11 protein-coding genes are annotated in these 13,540 nt (G+C 61.6%); 4 read left to right on the plus strand and 7 right to left on the minus strand.

All coding sequences use genetic code 11. The annotated features are described in order from the left end of the window. Positions 1–2 precede the first annotated feature (2 nt). The 4 genes from FIV38_RS04440 to amaB form a co-directional block, all read right to left on the minus strand. Complete coding sequence (locus tag FIV38_RS04440) at positions 3–917, minus strand: ABC transporter permease subunit (protein ID WP_029300506.1); 915 nt, start codon at positions 915–917, stop codon at positions 3–5. Positions 918–1,139: 222 nt separating this feature from the next. Next, positions 1,140–2,276 carry a branched-chain amino acid ABC transporter substrate-binding protein gene (locus tag FIV38_RS04450; protein ID WP_092233094.1) on the minus strand — a complete coding sequence of 379 codons (1,137 nt, stop codon included), beginning with the start codon at positions 2,274–2,276 and terminating at the stop codon, positions 1,140–1,142. Between the two features lie 389 nt (positions 2,277–2,665). Further along, positions 2,666–3,949 (minus strand): L-pipecolate oxidase, encoded by a 1,284-nt coding sequence (amaA, locus tag FIV38_RS04455; RefSeq protein WP_092233090.1) that lies wholly within the window; start codon positions 3,947–3,949, stop codon positions 2,666–2,668. 149 nt (positions 3,950–4,098) lie between these two features. After that, a complete protein-coding gene (gene amaB, locus FIV38_RS04460; protein WP_092233087.1) occupies positions 4,099–5,589 on the minus strand; it encodes an L-piperidine-6-carboxylate dehydrogenase in 1,491 nt (496 codons plus the stop codon). A gap of 149 nt (positions 5,590–5,738) precedes the next feature. Here amaB and FIV38_RS04465 point away from each other — a divergent pair, with 149 nt between their 5' ends. The 3 genes from FIV38_RS04465 (at position 5,739) to nadE (ending at position 8,823) form a co-directional block, all read left to right on the plus strand. Beyond that, positions 5,739–6,629 (plus strand): LysR family transcriptional regulator, encoded by an 891-nt coding sequence (locus FIV38_RS04465; RefSeq protein ID WP_092233084.1) that lies wholly within the window; start codon positions 5,739–5,741, stop codon positions 6,627–6,629. Between the two features lie 148 nt (positions 6,630–6,777). Then, positions 6,778–7,992 carry a nicotinate phosphoribosyltransferase gene (gene pncB / locus FIV38_RS04470; protein ID WP_029300515.1) on the plus strand — a complete coding sequence of 405 codons (1,215 nt, stop codon included), beginning with the start codon at positions 6,778–6,780 and terminating at the stop codon, positions 7,990–7,992. 3 nt (positions 7,993–7,995) lie between these two features. Continuing rightward, positions 7,996–8,823: an ammonia-dependent NAD(+) synthetase gene (nadE, locus tag FIV38_RS04475; protein ID WP_092233081.1), complete on the plus strand. Its 828-nt coding sequence runs from the start codon at positions 7,996–7,998 to the stop codon at positions 8,821–8,823. Between the two features lie 133 nt (positions 8,824–8,956). Here the strand turns inward: nadE and azu are convergent, their stop codons facing one another. Further along, a complete protein-coding gene (gene azu, locus FIV38_RS04480; RefSeq protein ID WP_029300520.1) occupies positions 8,957–9,403 on the minus strand; it encodes an azurin in 447 nt (148 codons plus the stop codon). Positions 9,404–9,785: 382 nt separating this feature from the next. On the opposite strand from azu, the gene FIV38_RS04485 reads away from it, so the two are divergent. Beyond that, positions 9,786–9,974 (plus strand): hypothetical protein, encoded by a 189-nt coding sequence (locus tag FIV38_RS04485; RefSeq protein WP_092233078.1) that lies wholly within the window; start codon positions 9,786–9,788, stop codon positions 9,972–9,974. Positions 9,975–10,129: 155 nt separating this feature from the next. Here the strand turns inward: FIV38_RS04485 and FIV38_RS04490 are convergent, their stop codons facing one another. Beyond that, positions 10,130–11,020 carry a transglutaminase family protein gene (locus FIV38_RS04490; protein ID WP_092233075.1) on the minus strand — a complete coding sequence of 297 codons (891 nt, stop codon included), beginning with the start codon at positions 11,018–11,020 and terminating at the stop codon, positions 10,130–10,132. Further along, the gene (locus FIV38_RS04495) at positions 11,020–13,506 is read right to left on the minus strand and encodes a circularly permuted type 2 ATP-grasp protein (protein WP_092233072.1); all 2,487 of its coding nucleotides are present in this window, start codon (positions 13,504–13,506) and stop codon (positions 11,020–11,022) included. Before FIV38_RS04495 ends, FIV38_RS04490 begins: the two co-directional genes overlap by 1 nt. Positions 13,507–13,540: the final 34 nt, after the last annotated feature.

Genomic DNA, 13,540 nt, shown 5'->3' on the forward strand with positions numbered 1-13,540 from the left:
GTTTACACCTTCGCCACGAGTGGGCGACCAAGCAGGCCCTGGGGACGGAAAATCAGAATCACCACCAGCAGGGAGAAACTGAACACGTCTTTGTAGTCAGAGTTGATCAACCCCGAGAACAGCGACTCGGAAATCCCCAGGATGATCCCGCCCAACATCGCCCCAGGCAGGGAGCCGATGCCGCCGAGTACCGCTGCGGTAAATGCCTTGATGCCAATGATGAAGCCGGCATAGAAGTCGAACGTGCCGTAGTTCAGGGTGATCAGCACACCGGCCAGGGCCGCCATGGCCGCACCGATGACAAACACGTAGGAGATCACGCGGTCGGTGTTGATCCCCAGGATCGAGGCCATCTTGCGGTCTTGCTGGGTCGCGCGGCACATGCGGCCGAGCTTGGTGTACTTGATGATGTAGGTCAGCAGCGCCATGCCGGCAAAGGCCGCGACCAGGATAAACACCTTGGTGTAGGTCAACTGCACGAACCCGGTGCCGATATCGACGCGCCAGGCGCCGGCCAGCAGGGTCGGAATGCCTTGTTGCTTGGCGCCCTGGGCGATCTGCGCGTAGTTCTGCAGGATCAGCGAGATCCCGATGGCACTGATCAGCGGGGCCAGGCGGGTGGAGTTGCGCAACGGTTTGTAGGCGACACGCTCGATGACCCAGCCGTAGACGCCGGTGACGACGACGGTGAATATCAGGGTGCCGAGTATGAGCAGCGGGAAGGATTCAAGACCAAAGTACGCCAGCAGTGCCAGACTGATCGCCGCGAGGTAAGCGGAAATCATATAAACCTCGCCGTGGGCGAAGTTGATCATGCCAATGATGCCATAGACCATTGTGTAGCCGATGGCGATCAGGCCATAGACCGACCCGAGGGTCAGGCCGTTGACCAGTTGCTGCAGGAAAATACCATCCATAACGCAATCTCACGCGGTGAGAACCTGCACACCATCAGGTGTGCGGCCCTTCTGGAGGAAAAGACAGATTGGGTGCCGGACACCATGGCCCGGGCAACCTCGATCCAATGTGGGAGCTGGCTTGCCGGCGATAGCGGTTTCACATTCAACACAGGTGTTGGCTGTCAGTCCGTCATCGCGGGCAAGCCCGGCTCCCACAAGGGGTCGGTGGTGGCTGGTTGATTACTTCTGCTTTTCCAACTGGTGGTATTTGCCGTCCTTGTCCCACTGGTACACCACGTAGTCGGAGACCTTCAGGTCGCCCTTGGTATCCCACTCTTTCTTGCCCATCACGGTTTGCACCGGATTGGCCTTGAGCCACTTGGCCGCGTCTTCACCCTTGTTGGACTTGGCGCCATTGAAACCGGCCGCCAGGGCCTGGATCGAAGCGTAGGCGTACAGGGTGTAGCCTTCAGGCTCGGTGCCGTTTTTGCGGAACTCTTCCACTACCGCCTTGCTGTCTGGCAGCAGGCGCGGGTCGGCGCCGAAGGTCATGTAGACGCCATCGACGTACTGCGCACCACCGGCGGTCGCCACCAGTTCATCGGTCACTACACCATCGTCGGACATGAACTTGACGTCCTTGAGGCCCGATTCACGGATCTGGCGCACCAGAGGGCCGGCTTCCGGGTGCAGGCCGCCGAAGTACACGACGTCGGCGCCCAGGGAGCGGATCTTGGTGACCAGGGCGCTGAAGTCTTTCTCGCCACGGGTCAGGCCTTCTTCCAGCACCGGCTTGACGCCGCGCTTGGTCAACTGGGCTGCGGTGGCATCGGCCAGGCCTTTACCGTAGGTGTCCTTGTCGTTGATAACGGCGACTTTCTTGCCCTTGAGCACGTCGACAATGTAGTCACCGGCCACGATGCCCTGCTGGTCGTCACGCCCGCACATACGGAACATGGCGCTCAGGCCACGCTCGGTGACTTGTGGGTTGGTGGAGCCTGGAGTGATGGCGATGATGCCCGCTTCGTCGTACACCTCGGAGGCTGGAATGGTGTTCGAGGAGCAGAAGTGCCCGACCACGCCGATCACTTTGTCCTGGTCAGCCAGGCGGTTGGCCACGGCCACGGCCTGCTTGGGCTCGCAGGCATCGTCACCGGCCACCAGCTTGATCTGCTCGCCGTTGATCCCGCCGGCCTTGTTGATAACGTCAGCTGCCGCCTGGGCACCTTTCATGTACTGCTCACCGAAGGCAGCGTTGGCACCGGTCATCGGCCCCGCCACGCCAATCTTCACATCAGCTTGAACAAACGTAGAAACACCCAACGCGGCAGCTACCGCGAGGGCCAGGAAACCTTTCTTGTAAAACGTCTGGGACATGAGTGGTGCTCCGAGTTTTTTGTTGAATGGGCACTGCAATTTCACTTCAAACTTTCACTTGAAACCTTCACTGGAAAGCTGAGAGCAAGCAGCGTGCCATTGCGTTTTTTTATTTCAGAAAGACACGGTGTCATTGTTATTACAGGTGTTTCGGTGCCTTTTTGGCGGGACGTGCAACCCTCTAGATCACAGAGGTGCAACCAAGGTGCAAAAAAGGTAAAACCCGCTCGATGAACTGATGTCAGCCAGCCATCAAGCGCGCCTTAGAGCATCTGTAACCATGTGCGTAACGGAAGTGCACATTTACAGTGCGTCACTGCTACGACTCGCACCAATACAGATTAGTAGCCGGCTAAGAAAATGCCGGCTTCTGAAGGGTATTTCGCTGATCAGATGACAATTCGCAGGCATTGGCCGGCGTGGTACAGCGAAAACCCCGCCTCGTACAGGCAACTGCGCAGGCCTACACCGGCCAGCGGCTGCATCGGCGCAAACGGAATCGGCAGGGCCTGGGGATCCTGGTGGCACAAATAGTCGGCAAATGCCTTGCCGACCACGCTGCCCGTGGTCACGCCACGCCCGTTGTAGCCAGTGACCGCCACCAAGCCGGGCGCTGGCTCGAAAAGCCGCATCAAATGGTCTGGGGTAAAGGCGATGCAGCCGGTCCAGGTGTATTCCCAGTCCACCGCCTTGAGGAACGGGAAGTAGTGCTGCTGCACGCGGTCAGCCCAGGCCTTGAGGAACCACACAGGTTTCTGGTTGCCATTGCCCAGGCTACCGAGCAACAAACGCCCCTCGGCATCGCGGCGGATGCTGCTCAGCACTTGGCGTGTGTCCCAGGAACCCTGGCCGCCCGGCAGGATTTGTTGCGCAGCGTCATCACTCAATGGCGCCGAAGCCACCTGGTAGTAATAGCCAGGGAAAAAATTGCGCCGCAGCTCGGTCCACTCGCCTTCGGTGTAGGCATTGGAGGCGATCACCACTTGTGCAGCCTGCACCGCGCCCTGGGCAGTTTGCACAGACCAGTGCTGGCCCTGGCGCTCCAGTTGCGTCACCGGGGAATGGTCGAACAACTGCCCGCCCAGGCCCACCGCCGCATTGGCCAGGCCACTGGTGTAGGCCATCGGGTTCAAGGTGCCGGCGCGCCGGTCGAGCAAGGCGGCAGCGATCTTCTTGGTGCCGGTGGCCTGCTCGCACGCAGCACCGGTCAATAACTCCACGGGCGCGCCACGGCGCTTCCATTGTTCCTCGCGGCTGCGCAGGTCGGCTTCGCCACGGGCGTTGTGCGCCATGTGCAAGGTGCCCTCGCGGCGCAGCTGGCAATCAATTCTGTACTTGTCGATCAGGCTGAACACCAGGGACGGCGCCGCACCGAGCATGCGGTTGAGCTGGCTGCCCACCGCCGTGCCGAAACCGGCCTCGATGTCGTCCGGGGGGATCCACATCCCGGCGTTGACCAGGCCCACGTTACGCCCCGAACCGCCATGGCCGGTGCGATGGGCCTCCAGCACGCAGACACTTTTGCCTTGCTCCAGCAGATGGATGGCCGCCGACAAACCGGTGATACCGGCGCCAATCACACACACATCCACCTTGACCTCGCCCGTGAGCGCGGCGCGATCTGGCCGGCCAGGGGTCAGTTGTTCCCACAAACACGCTTCGCGTAATGGCATTGCCAGACTCCGGGATGAGACCTAACAAACAATTGTTGAACTGCAAACCCGATCAACTGTGGAAGCTGGCTTGCCTGCGATAGCGGTATTGGATCCGCCATCGCCATCGCAGGCAAGCCAGCTCCCACATTGACCGCATTTCGGCTGGCTCAGTCGAACGTAATGCCCTGGGCCAGCGGCAATTCCAGCGAGTAGTTCACGGTATTGGTCTGCCGACGCATGTACCCGCGCCACGCATCCGAACCCGATTCACGCCCGCCACCGGTTTCTTTTTCACCGCCAAACGCGCCGCCGATCTCCGCACCGCTGGGGCCGATATTGACGTTGGCGATCCCGCAATCACTGCCTATCGCCGACATGAACTGCTCGGCCTCGCGCACATCGGTGGTAAAGATGCACGACGACAAGCCCTGTGGCACAGCGTTGTTCAGGCGCAATGCCTCGCTGAAGTCCTTGTAGCCGACCACATACAGGATCGGCGCGAACGTTTCGTTGCACACCACATCGCTCTGCTCGGGCATTTCCACAATGGCCGGCGACACGTAGTACGCGTCAGGGAACTGCTCCTGCAACTGGCGCTTGCCGCCAAACACCTTGCCACCTTCGCTCAGGGCCTGCTCCAACGCGTCCTGCATGTTTTCAAAGCTGTGTTTGTCGATCAGCGGGCCGACCAGGTTGCCTTGCAGCGGGTGGCCGATGCGCACCTTGGAATAGGCGGCCTTGAGGCGCGTGACGATTTCTTCCTTGACCGACTCATGGGCGATCAACCGGCGCAGGCTGGTGCAACGCTGGCCGGCGGTACCCACCGCGCTGAACAGGATCGCGCGCACGGCCATGTCCAGGTCGGCGCTGGGGCCGAGGATCATCGCGTTGTTGCCGCCCAGTTCAAGAATGCTGCGGGCAAACCGCGCGGCGACCTTGGGCGCCACTTCGCGGCCCATGCGCGTGCTGCCGGTGGCGCTGATCAGTGCCACACGTGGGTCGTCCACCAGGGCGGCGCCGGCGTCACGCCCGCCAATGACCACCTGGCAGAGGTACGGCGGTGCATCGCTGAAGTTTTTCGCCACCCGCTCGAACAGCGCCTGGCAGGCCAGGGCGGTGAGCGGGGTCTTTTCCGAAGGCTTCCAGATCACCGCGTTGCCGCACACCAGCGCCAGCGCGGTGTTCCATGCCCACACCGCCACCGGGAAGTTGAAGGCGCTGATCACGCCGACCACGCCCAGCGGGTGCCAGGTTTCCCGCATATGGTGGCCAGGGCGCTCGGAGGCGATGGTCAACCCGTACAACTGGCGCGACAGGCCCACGGCGAAGTCGCAGATGTCGATCATTTCCTGCACTTCCCCCAGGCCTTCCTGGGTGATTTTGCCGGCTTCCCAAGACACCAACTCGCCCAGGTCGGCCTTGTACTCACGCAGCAGGTCGCCGAACTGGCGCACCAGCTCACCGCGACGGGGTGCCGGCACCTTGCGCCAGGCGTCGAATGCATGCTCGGCGCGACTGACCTGCTGTTCGACCTCGGCGGCCCCTTCCCAGTGCACACTGGCGATGCGGCTGCCATCGATGGGTGAATGCACAGGCTGTTTACCGGCCTGGTACAACACCGGGTCTACGCCGAGACGATCAAGCAATGCGGCAACCATGGGTCACTCCTTCAATCCACACAAAAATTGCGCCGCGACCAACACGACGATCAGCGCTTATTTGTAGCTGGCCCAGGACTTGCCAACAAACGACGTTTAGGCGAGATATCATTCCGTTTATTCATGCCAAAACAAAAAAGGGGCAGGCCGTGCTCAATAAAAGACATTTACCCTCGATCACCGCCCTGCAGTGCTTCGAGGCCGTGACCCGCCACCTGAGCTTCACCCGCGCCGCCGAGGAACTGAACCTTACACAGAGCGCGGTCAGCAAGCAGGTGGCGCAGCTGGAAGAGTTGCTGCAACACCTGTTGTTTCGCCGGGTGCGCCGCCGCTTGCAAATGACGCCAGCGGGCGATCTGTACCTGGTGGAAGTACGAAAGATCTTGAGCCATGTGGAGATGTCGACCCACTACCTGCGTTCCTACGGCGGCGAGACCGAAGTACTGCGCGTGTCCACGCCCTACACCTTCGGCGCCCGCTGGCTGGTGCCGCGCCTCAAGGGCTGGCGCCTGCGCCACCCGCAGATTCACCTGGACCTGTGCAACGAGCAGACCCCGGACGAGTTGCTGCAAGGCAAGGCCGACTTGGCGTTTTACTTCGGCACAGGCTCGCGACCGGGCACCGAGAGCCTCAAGTTGTTCGGCGAAGAGTTGGTACCGGTGTGCGCTCCCGAGAGCCTGCCGGCCCAGCCGTTGCGTGACCCCACGCAACTGAGCGAACTGGTGCTTCTGCAAAACGCCTCGCGCCCCCAGGGCTGGCACGACTGGTTCGCCAGCCTGGGCTACCAGACCGAGCACAGCTACCACGGGCCGCGCTTTGACACCTTCTATATGTGCATCCGCGCCGCCCAGGTGGGCTGTGGCGTGGCGCTTCTGCCACGGTTCCTGGTGGAAGAAGAGCTGGCAGACGGCAAGTTGGTGATCCCCTGGCAACATGCAATGCCCAGCCAGGATGCTTACTACCTGGCGTATCCAGAGCATTCGGCGGAGGTGCCCAAGGTGCGGGATTTTGTGAAGTGGATGATGGAGCAGGTTGTTTAGCCCCTGGAATGCTCCCACATTTGGAATGCATTCTCCTGTGGGAGCTGGCTTGCCTGCGATGACGCCAGTGGCCACGACAAAAAAACCTCTGGCAAAACAACACAGGTCTATGCGCCACTAGCGCCATTCTTGTCTGGAGATTCCCGTTATGAGCGAGAGTGTGTTTGCCGATCGCATCGTGCAGAACCTGCTCGACACCGACTTCTACAAGCTGACCATGATGCAGGCGGTGCTGCACAACTACCCCAATGTGGAAGTTGAATGGGAATTCCGTTGCCGTAACAGCGAAGACCTGCGCCCGTATCTGGCAGAAATCCGTTACCAGATCGAGCGCCTGGCCGAGTTGAGCCTGAGCCCGGATCAACTGGGCTTTCTGGAACGCATCAGCTTCATGAAGCCGGACTTCCTGCGCTTCCTCGGCCTGTTCCGCTTCAACCTGCGCTACGTGCAGACCGGCATCGAGAACGGCGAGTTGTTTATCCGCCTGCGCGGCCCGTGGCTGCATGTGATCCTGTTTGAAGTACCACTGCTGGCCATCGTTAGCGAAGTGCGCAACCGTTATCGCTACCAGACCATCATCCTGGAGCAGGCGCGCGAGCAGTTGTATCGCAAGTTCGACTGGCTGAGCGCCAACGCCAGCAGCGACGAGCTGGCCGAGTTGCAGGTCGCGGACTTCGGCACGCGCCGGCGCTTCTCCTACCGCGTGCAGGAGGAAGTGGTGAATGTGCTCAAGCACGACTTCCCCGGCCGTTTCGTCGGCACCAGCAACGTACACCTGGCCCGCGAGCTGGACATGAAACCCCTGGGCACCATGGCCCATGAGTGGATCATGGCCCACCAGCAGCTGGGCCCGCGGCTGATCGACAGCCAGATCGCCGCACTCGATTGCTGGGTTCGCGAGTACCGTGGCCTACTGGGTATCGCCCTGACCGATTGCATCACCACCGATGCCTTCCTCAGCGATTTCGATCTGTACTTCGCCAAGCTGTTCGACGGCCTGCGCCACGACTCTGGCGACCCTGTGCAGTGGGCCGAAAAAGCCATCGCCCATTACCATAAGCTGGGCATCGAGCCGATGAGCAAGACCCTGGTGTTCTCCGACAGCCTGACGCTGCCCAAGGCCCTGGAGATTTTCCGCGCGCTGCGTGGACGGATCAATGTCAGCTTTGGCATCGGTACCAACCTGACCTGTGACATTCCAGGTGTGGAACCGATGAGCATCGTGCTTAAAATGACCGCCTGCAATGGCCAGCCCGTGGCGAAGATCTCTGATGAAGCGGGCAAGACCCACTGCACGGACCCGAACTTCGTCGCCTATTTGCGCCACGTTTTCAAAGTACCTGCCATCTCTAGCGAGGAGTGAATCATGCAAGCCGTACAGCGTGAGATTGCCCAACAGCTCAAGGTCCAACCACCGTTCCAGGACCACGCCGCCCTTGAGGCGGAAGTGGCCCGGCGGATCACCTTTATCCAGGACTGCCTGCTCAACTCGGGGCTCAAGACCCTGGTGCTCGGCATCAGCGGCGGCGTCGACTCCCTGACCGCCGGCCTCTTGGCCCAACGCGCAATGAAAGAGCTGCGCGCCCTCAAAGGCAATGACGCTTATCGTTTTATTGCGGTGCGCCTGCCCTACGACACGCAGTTCGACGAACACGATGCCCAGGCCTGCGTCGACTTTATCAACCCGGACGAGCGCCACACGGTCAATATCGGCCCGGCGGTCAAGGCCCTGGCCAATGAAGTCACCGCTTTCGAAGGCAAGGCCGCGGCATCCCGTGATTTTGTGCTGGGCAATACCAAGGCGCGGATGCGCATGGTCGCGCAATACACTATCGCCGGCGCGGCGAGCGGCCTGGTGATCGGTACCGACCATGCGGCGGAAGCAGTAATGGGGTTTTTCACCAAGTTCGGCGATGGCGCCTGCGACCTGGCACCGTTGAGCGGGCTGGTGAAAAACCAGGTACGGGCGATTGCCCGGCACTTTGGTGCGCCCGAGTCGCTGGTGGAGAAGATCCCGACCGCCGACCTGGAAGACCTGTCACCGGGCAAGCCGGATGAAGCGTCCCATGGCGTGACCTACAGCGAGATCGATGCGTTCCTGCACGGCCAGCCGGTGCGGGAAGAAGCGTTCAGGATTATCTGCGATACCTATCGCAAGACTGAGCACAAGCGGGTGATGCCGTTTGCGCCTTGAGGTAGGCCTGGTGCTTGTGTATTGATTGTTAGACCGCTATCGCGGGCAAGCCCGCTCCCACATTTGAATGTATTCACAAATCAAAATGTGGGAGCTGGCTTGCCTGCGATGAACGATAACGCGGTCTTGAGCCTTACTTCAGGGTCACAGTGCCTTTCATCATCGCGATGTGGCCTGGGAACGAGCAGAAGAACATGTATTTGCCGTCAGCCTTGAGCTTGGACACATCGAAGGTCACCGAGTCGGTTTCACCAGCGCCGATGATCTTGGTATGGGCGATGATGCGGGTATCGCCTTCTTTCAAGTAGTTCTTGTCGATACCGGCGGCCATGCCATCGGTTGCAACCGGCTGCATATCAGCCTCAGTGGTCAGCACCCAGTTATGGCCCATGACGTTCTTCGGCAGGTTGCCGGAGTGTTTCAGATCAACGGTGAACGTCTTGCAGCTCTTGTCGATTTCAATGGCCTTGGTGTCGAAGGACATTTGGTCAGTGGAGTCGACAGTGACCTTGCACTCTGCAGCAAGCAACTGGCCGCTAGCCAGCGTCAGCAGGGAAACAGCAACGATTTTGGCAAACATGTGAATCTCCAAGGCAGGGTTTAAAAAACGCATGTGCGACAAGGGTGCCTGAGGCAGGCAAATGTTCCAATGATCTGAATCAACAGATTGTATACAACTTTAGGCTATCAGACTGATCGACAGAATCAACCGGCCAAAGTGCCGCACACGACCTATGATCGGCCCATCTTTACTTCCTGGAGTCCGAGCCATGCACCTCAACAGCCTGTTGCGCAGCTTGCTTGCTACTTACGCCTGTGGCGCCAGCGGTACTTACGAAACGGTTAATGTCGACTAACGTTTAATCGGTAGAGGCGATTCTGAAACCCGATTAACCCTTGGGGCGCGTTTAAAGGCAGAATAGCCGCCGCTCAACCTCACCTTCGACCCCAGAGGATCGCCCATGGCAAAACCTAATTACTCCTTCGCCAAACGTCAGAGAGACTTGGCCAAGGAACAGAAGAAAGAGGAAAAGCTGCAACGCAAGAAAGCTGCAGCTGACGAAGAAGCAGGCGCACTGAACCCGGATGCCGAAGGTGAAGTGGCTGCTGATGACACTGAAACCCCGAAAGACTCTGCACCTGAGGCCTGAACACCCGCCTCAATGAATACCTGACCTGTATGTGGCGAGCGGGCTCGCCCCGCGTTGGACTGCGCAGCAGTCCCATTTCTGGGGCCGCTTCGCGCCCCAACGCGGGCGATGCGGCGTTCCGACAAGCCCGCTCGCCACAACACGGGAACCATCGGTTATTCCAGCGGCATCACCGTTACCCGCACTTCCGGGTCATGGCTGCCCCCTCCCAGAATCACCCCGCGCAACGGCGAGACATCTGAAAAATCCCGGCCCCAGGCCAGGGTGATGTGCTCCAGTGCCGGCTGCACATTGTTCGTCGGGTCAAAATCCACCCAGCCCGACCGCGGGCAAAACACCGATACCCACGCGTGCGACGCATCGGCGCCGATCAGCCGTGGCTGGCCGGGCGGTGGCTGGGTCAGCAGGTAGCCACTGATGTAACGTGCCGCCAGGCCCCGTGAGCGCAGGCAGGCGAGCATCAGGTGGGCAAAGTCCTGGCACACCCCCCGTCGACGCTCCAGCACCTCCACCAGCGGCGTGGCGACCTGGGTGGCTTCGGCATCGAAGGTGAACTCGCTGAAAATCTTCTCCATCAACGCCTGCACCCCCAACAACAGCGGGCGACCGGGCGCAAAGCAGCTCTCGGAGAACTCGACAAAGTTTTTCTTCAAATGCACGTAGGGCGATTCGAAACGATAGCGGCACGCCTCGATCGCCTCTGCCGACAACGGCTGGCCGCTGTAGCTCAGGCTGTTGCGGGTCTGGTCCCAGGGTGGTGACTGGCTGAAATCCAGCACCGGCCGGGCCAGCACTTCGACGGTCAAGCCGGCGTTGACCAGCAATTCGTCATGGGGCCGCTCGAACGCCAGCCGGGTGATGGGGTTGCCAAACACGTCCAGCTCATCGCGGCGCGCGGTCGGCTCGGGGCTGATCTGCAACTGCCGCGAGGTGCAGCGCTGCCAGGCACAGGGGCGCGGCCACAGGTGCGCCAGTTGCTGGGCCAGGGACACCGGGCTGTCGTAGTGATAATGGGTGTCGTGGAAAATCTGATAGCGCGCGCTCATTACACAGACACCGTTTGCTGGCTGACATCATCCACGTGGGCAAAATGGCGCAGGGCCAGGCGATCAGAAACTTGCCCGCTCTCATCGGCGACAGCCTGCAACAGGTCCGCCAGGCCATCGAGGGCCGCACGCACGCTGGCGTCGCCAAACAACGGGTTCTCCAGGCAACCCAGGTCAAAGCGCGCCAGGCGCTCCACCAGCGGTGCCAGGCCGGTCTCCCGGGGTACGCCGAAGTCATCGTTGAGCCGGCGCAAAGTGCGGCTCACCAGCTTGAGCTGGAACAGCACCGCATGGGGGTTCTGTTCATCCAGCAGCAACAGGTCCAGCACCGGAATCAATTGCGGCACCGCCAGGTAGCGCGAACGGTAGGTGATGCTGCTGTTGCCCAGTTCCAGCAACCACTCCAGCCCGGCCTGATCGAACACCGCTACCCCGCGCAGGAAGGCCGCGAGGCTGCTGCTGAGAAACTGCAGGCGCTCGATGCGCCGGCCCATCATCAAAAAGCGCCAGCCTTCGTCGCGGGTCATGTCGTCGAGGGCAAAGCCGGACAAGGCCGCCAGGGACATTACCAGGCGATTGAGGAAGTCCAGCAGTTCGCCAAAATCCGGCGTTTCGCGTTCCAGCTCCATGGCTTCGCGCTGCAACTCCACCAGGGCCTGCCAGTTCTCCCGGGACAGCTTGCCGCGCACCTGGGACGCCGCCCACTGCAGACGCTGCAGGTTGGCGCGCAGGCTCGATGGCCAGTCATCACCGAGCAGGGCCTGCAGCAGGCGCTCGGGCAACTCGCCCTCCTCCGGCAGCAGGCGCAGGCTTTCCCCCAGCTCCACGGCGGCCTGCAAGGCCAGGGGGTCGTCACCGTCGACATAGCGCGCCAGGACGATGCGCAGCCAGCGTGCACTGTCATCACAGCGCTCACAGTAACGGCCGAACCAGAACAGGTTTTCTACGACCCGCGAGGGCAGGTACGGGTCGCGACGTACTAGGTCATGGGTGCCGATCGCCCGCTGCGCGCGCCATTGCTCGCCACCGGGCGCGCGCTCGCCCAGCACCCAGGTGTCCTTGCTCGCCCCGCCACGCTGCATCGAGACCACTTCGGCATCGGCCTGCGCTGCCACGCGGGTCAGGCCACCCGGCAGCACCCGGTAGCCATCCTCACCGGCCACTGCGTACACGCGCATGCCGATGGCGCGATGTTGCAGATGGTCATCCACGGTGTGCCAGACCGGCGCCTGGGACAGTTGGGCCAACTCCTGGGCCACATAGGCGTAGGGTCGCGCCTGCATGCGCTCGACCAGGGCCTGGCGTTGCTCATCGTTCAGGTCGCGGCCAAACACCGGGGCAAAACTTTGCGAAGGGAACGCCGGCTTGATCAGCAGTTCCGGCAGTTTTTCCAGGGCTTCGGCCAGCACCGGCGCTTCGCCGCACCACCAGGTGGCGATGGACGGCAGGATCAGTTCTTCGCCAAACAGAAACTGGTTGATCTTGGGCAGGAACCCCAGCAGCCCGGGCGATTCCAGCACGCCGGCGCCCAGGGCGTTGGCCACCAGCACATTGCCCTGGCGTACCGCGTCCAGCAGGCCGGGTACGCCCAGGGCCGAGTCGGTACGCAGTTCCAGGGGGTCGCAGAAATCATCGTCCAAGCGCCGCATGATTGCGTGCACACGGCGCAGACCACTGAGGGTCTTGAGGTACACGGTGCTGTCGCGCACGGTCAGGTCGCCGCCTTCTACCAAGGGGTAGCCAAGCTGACGGGCCAGGTACAGGTGTTCGAAATAGCTTTCATTGAAGCGCCCCGGGGTCAGCAGCACGATCAGCGGCGGCTGGTCATCGCCGGGCGCCTGGCGGGCCAGGGTTTCCTGCAGGGTGCGGAAGAACCCGGTGAGGTGCTGCACCTGCAAGTCGCGATACAAATCCGGGAATGCGCGGGAGACGATGGTGCGGTTTTCCAGGGCATAACCGGCGCCGGACGGCGCCTGGGTACGGTCCGCCGTGACCCACCAGCGGCCATCCGGGGTGCGCGCAAGGTCCACCGCATACAGGTGCAGGAACACCCCATCGGGCGGCTGGATGCCCTGGCACGGCCACAGGAAGTTGTTATGGCCAAACACCAGCTCAGCCGGCAGCAAGCCTTCGGCAATCAGGCGTTGCGGGCCATACAGGTCGGCCAGCACCGCGTTGAGCAGCCGCGCACGCTGGGCGATACCCGCCGCCAAATGCGCCCATTCATCCGCAGCCAATACGTGGGGTAGCAAGTCCAGCTCCCAGGGGCGGTCGGCGCCCTTGGGGTCGGCGTAGACGTTATAGGTCACGCCGTTTTCCTGGATCTGGCGGGTCAGTAGCGCCTGGCGCTGGGCCAACTGCGCCGGGGTGCTGCGCTGCAGATGGTCGAGCAGGCGCTGCCAATGGGCGCGCACCGCGCCGCTGTCGTCCAGCAGTTCGTGATAAGTGCCCGCAGTCAGCGGGTAACGGTCGAGCAAGTCGGACATGGAACGCTCGGCAGGGGCAAGGGAAGGCAGATTA

Source organism: Pseudomonas proteolytica, from assembly GCF_007858275.1.
In the GTDB taxonomy this organism is placed as follows: domain Bacteria; phylum Pseudomonadota; class Gammaproteobacteria; order Pseudomonadales; family Pseudomonadaceae; genus Aquipseudomonas; species Aquipseudomonas proteolytica.

Bases quoted from the DNA above. Each gene is read 5' to 3' on its own strand.
- FIV38_RS04440 (WP_029300506.1), bottom strand. From the start codon at position 917: ATGGATGGTATTTTCCTGCAGCAACTGGTCAACGGCCTGACCCTCGGG.
- FIV38_RS04450 (WP_092233094.1), bottom strand. From the start codon at position 2,276: ATGTCCCAGACGTTTTACAAGAAAGGTTTCCTGGCCCTCGCGGTAGCT.
- amaA (WP_092233090.1), bottom strand. From the start codon at position 3,949: ATGCCATTACGCGAAGCGTGTTTGTGGGAACAACTGACCCCTGGCCGG.
- amaB (WP_092233087.1), bottom strand. From the start codon at position 5,589: ATGGTTGCCGCATTGCTTGATCGTCTCGGCGTAGACCCGGTGTTGTAC.
- pncB (WP_029300515.1), top strand. From the start codon at position 6,778: ATGAGCGAGAGTGTGTTTGCCGATCGCATCGTGCAGAACCTGCTCGAC.
- nadE (WP_092233081.1), top strand. From the start codon at position 7,996: ATGCAAGCCGTACAGCGTGAGATTGCCCAACAGCTCAAGGTCCAACCA.
- azu (WP_029300520.1), bottom strand. From the start codon at position 9,403: ATGTTTGCCAAAATCGTTGCTGTTTCCCTGCTGACGCTGGCTAGCGGC.
- FIV38_RS04485 (WP_092233078.1), top strand. From the start codon at position 9,786: ATGGCAAAACCTAATTACTCCTTCGCCAAACGTCAGAGAGACTTGGCC.
- FIV38_RS04490 (WP_092233075.1), bottom strand. From the start codon at position 11,020: ATGAGCGCGCGCTATCAGATTTTCCACGACACCCATTATCACTACGAC.
- FIV38_RS04495 (WP_092233072.1), bottom strand. From the start codon at position 13,506: ATGTCCGACTTGCTCGACCGTTACCCGCTGACTGCGGGCACTTATCAC.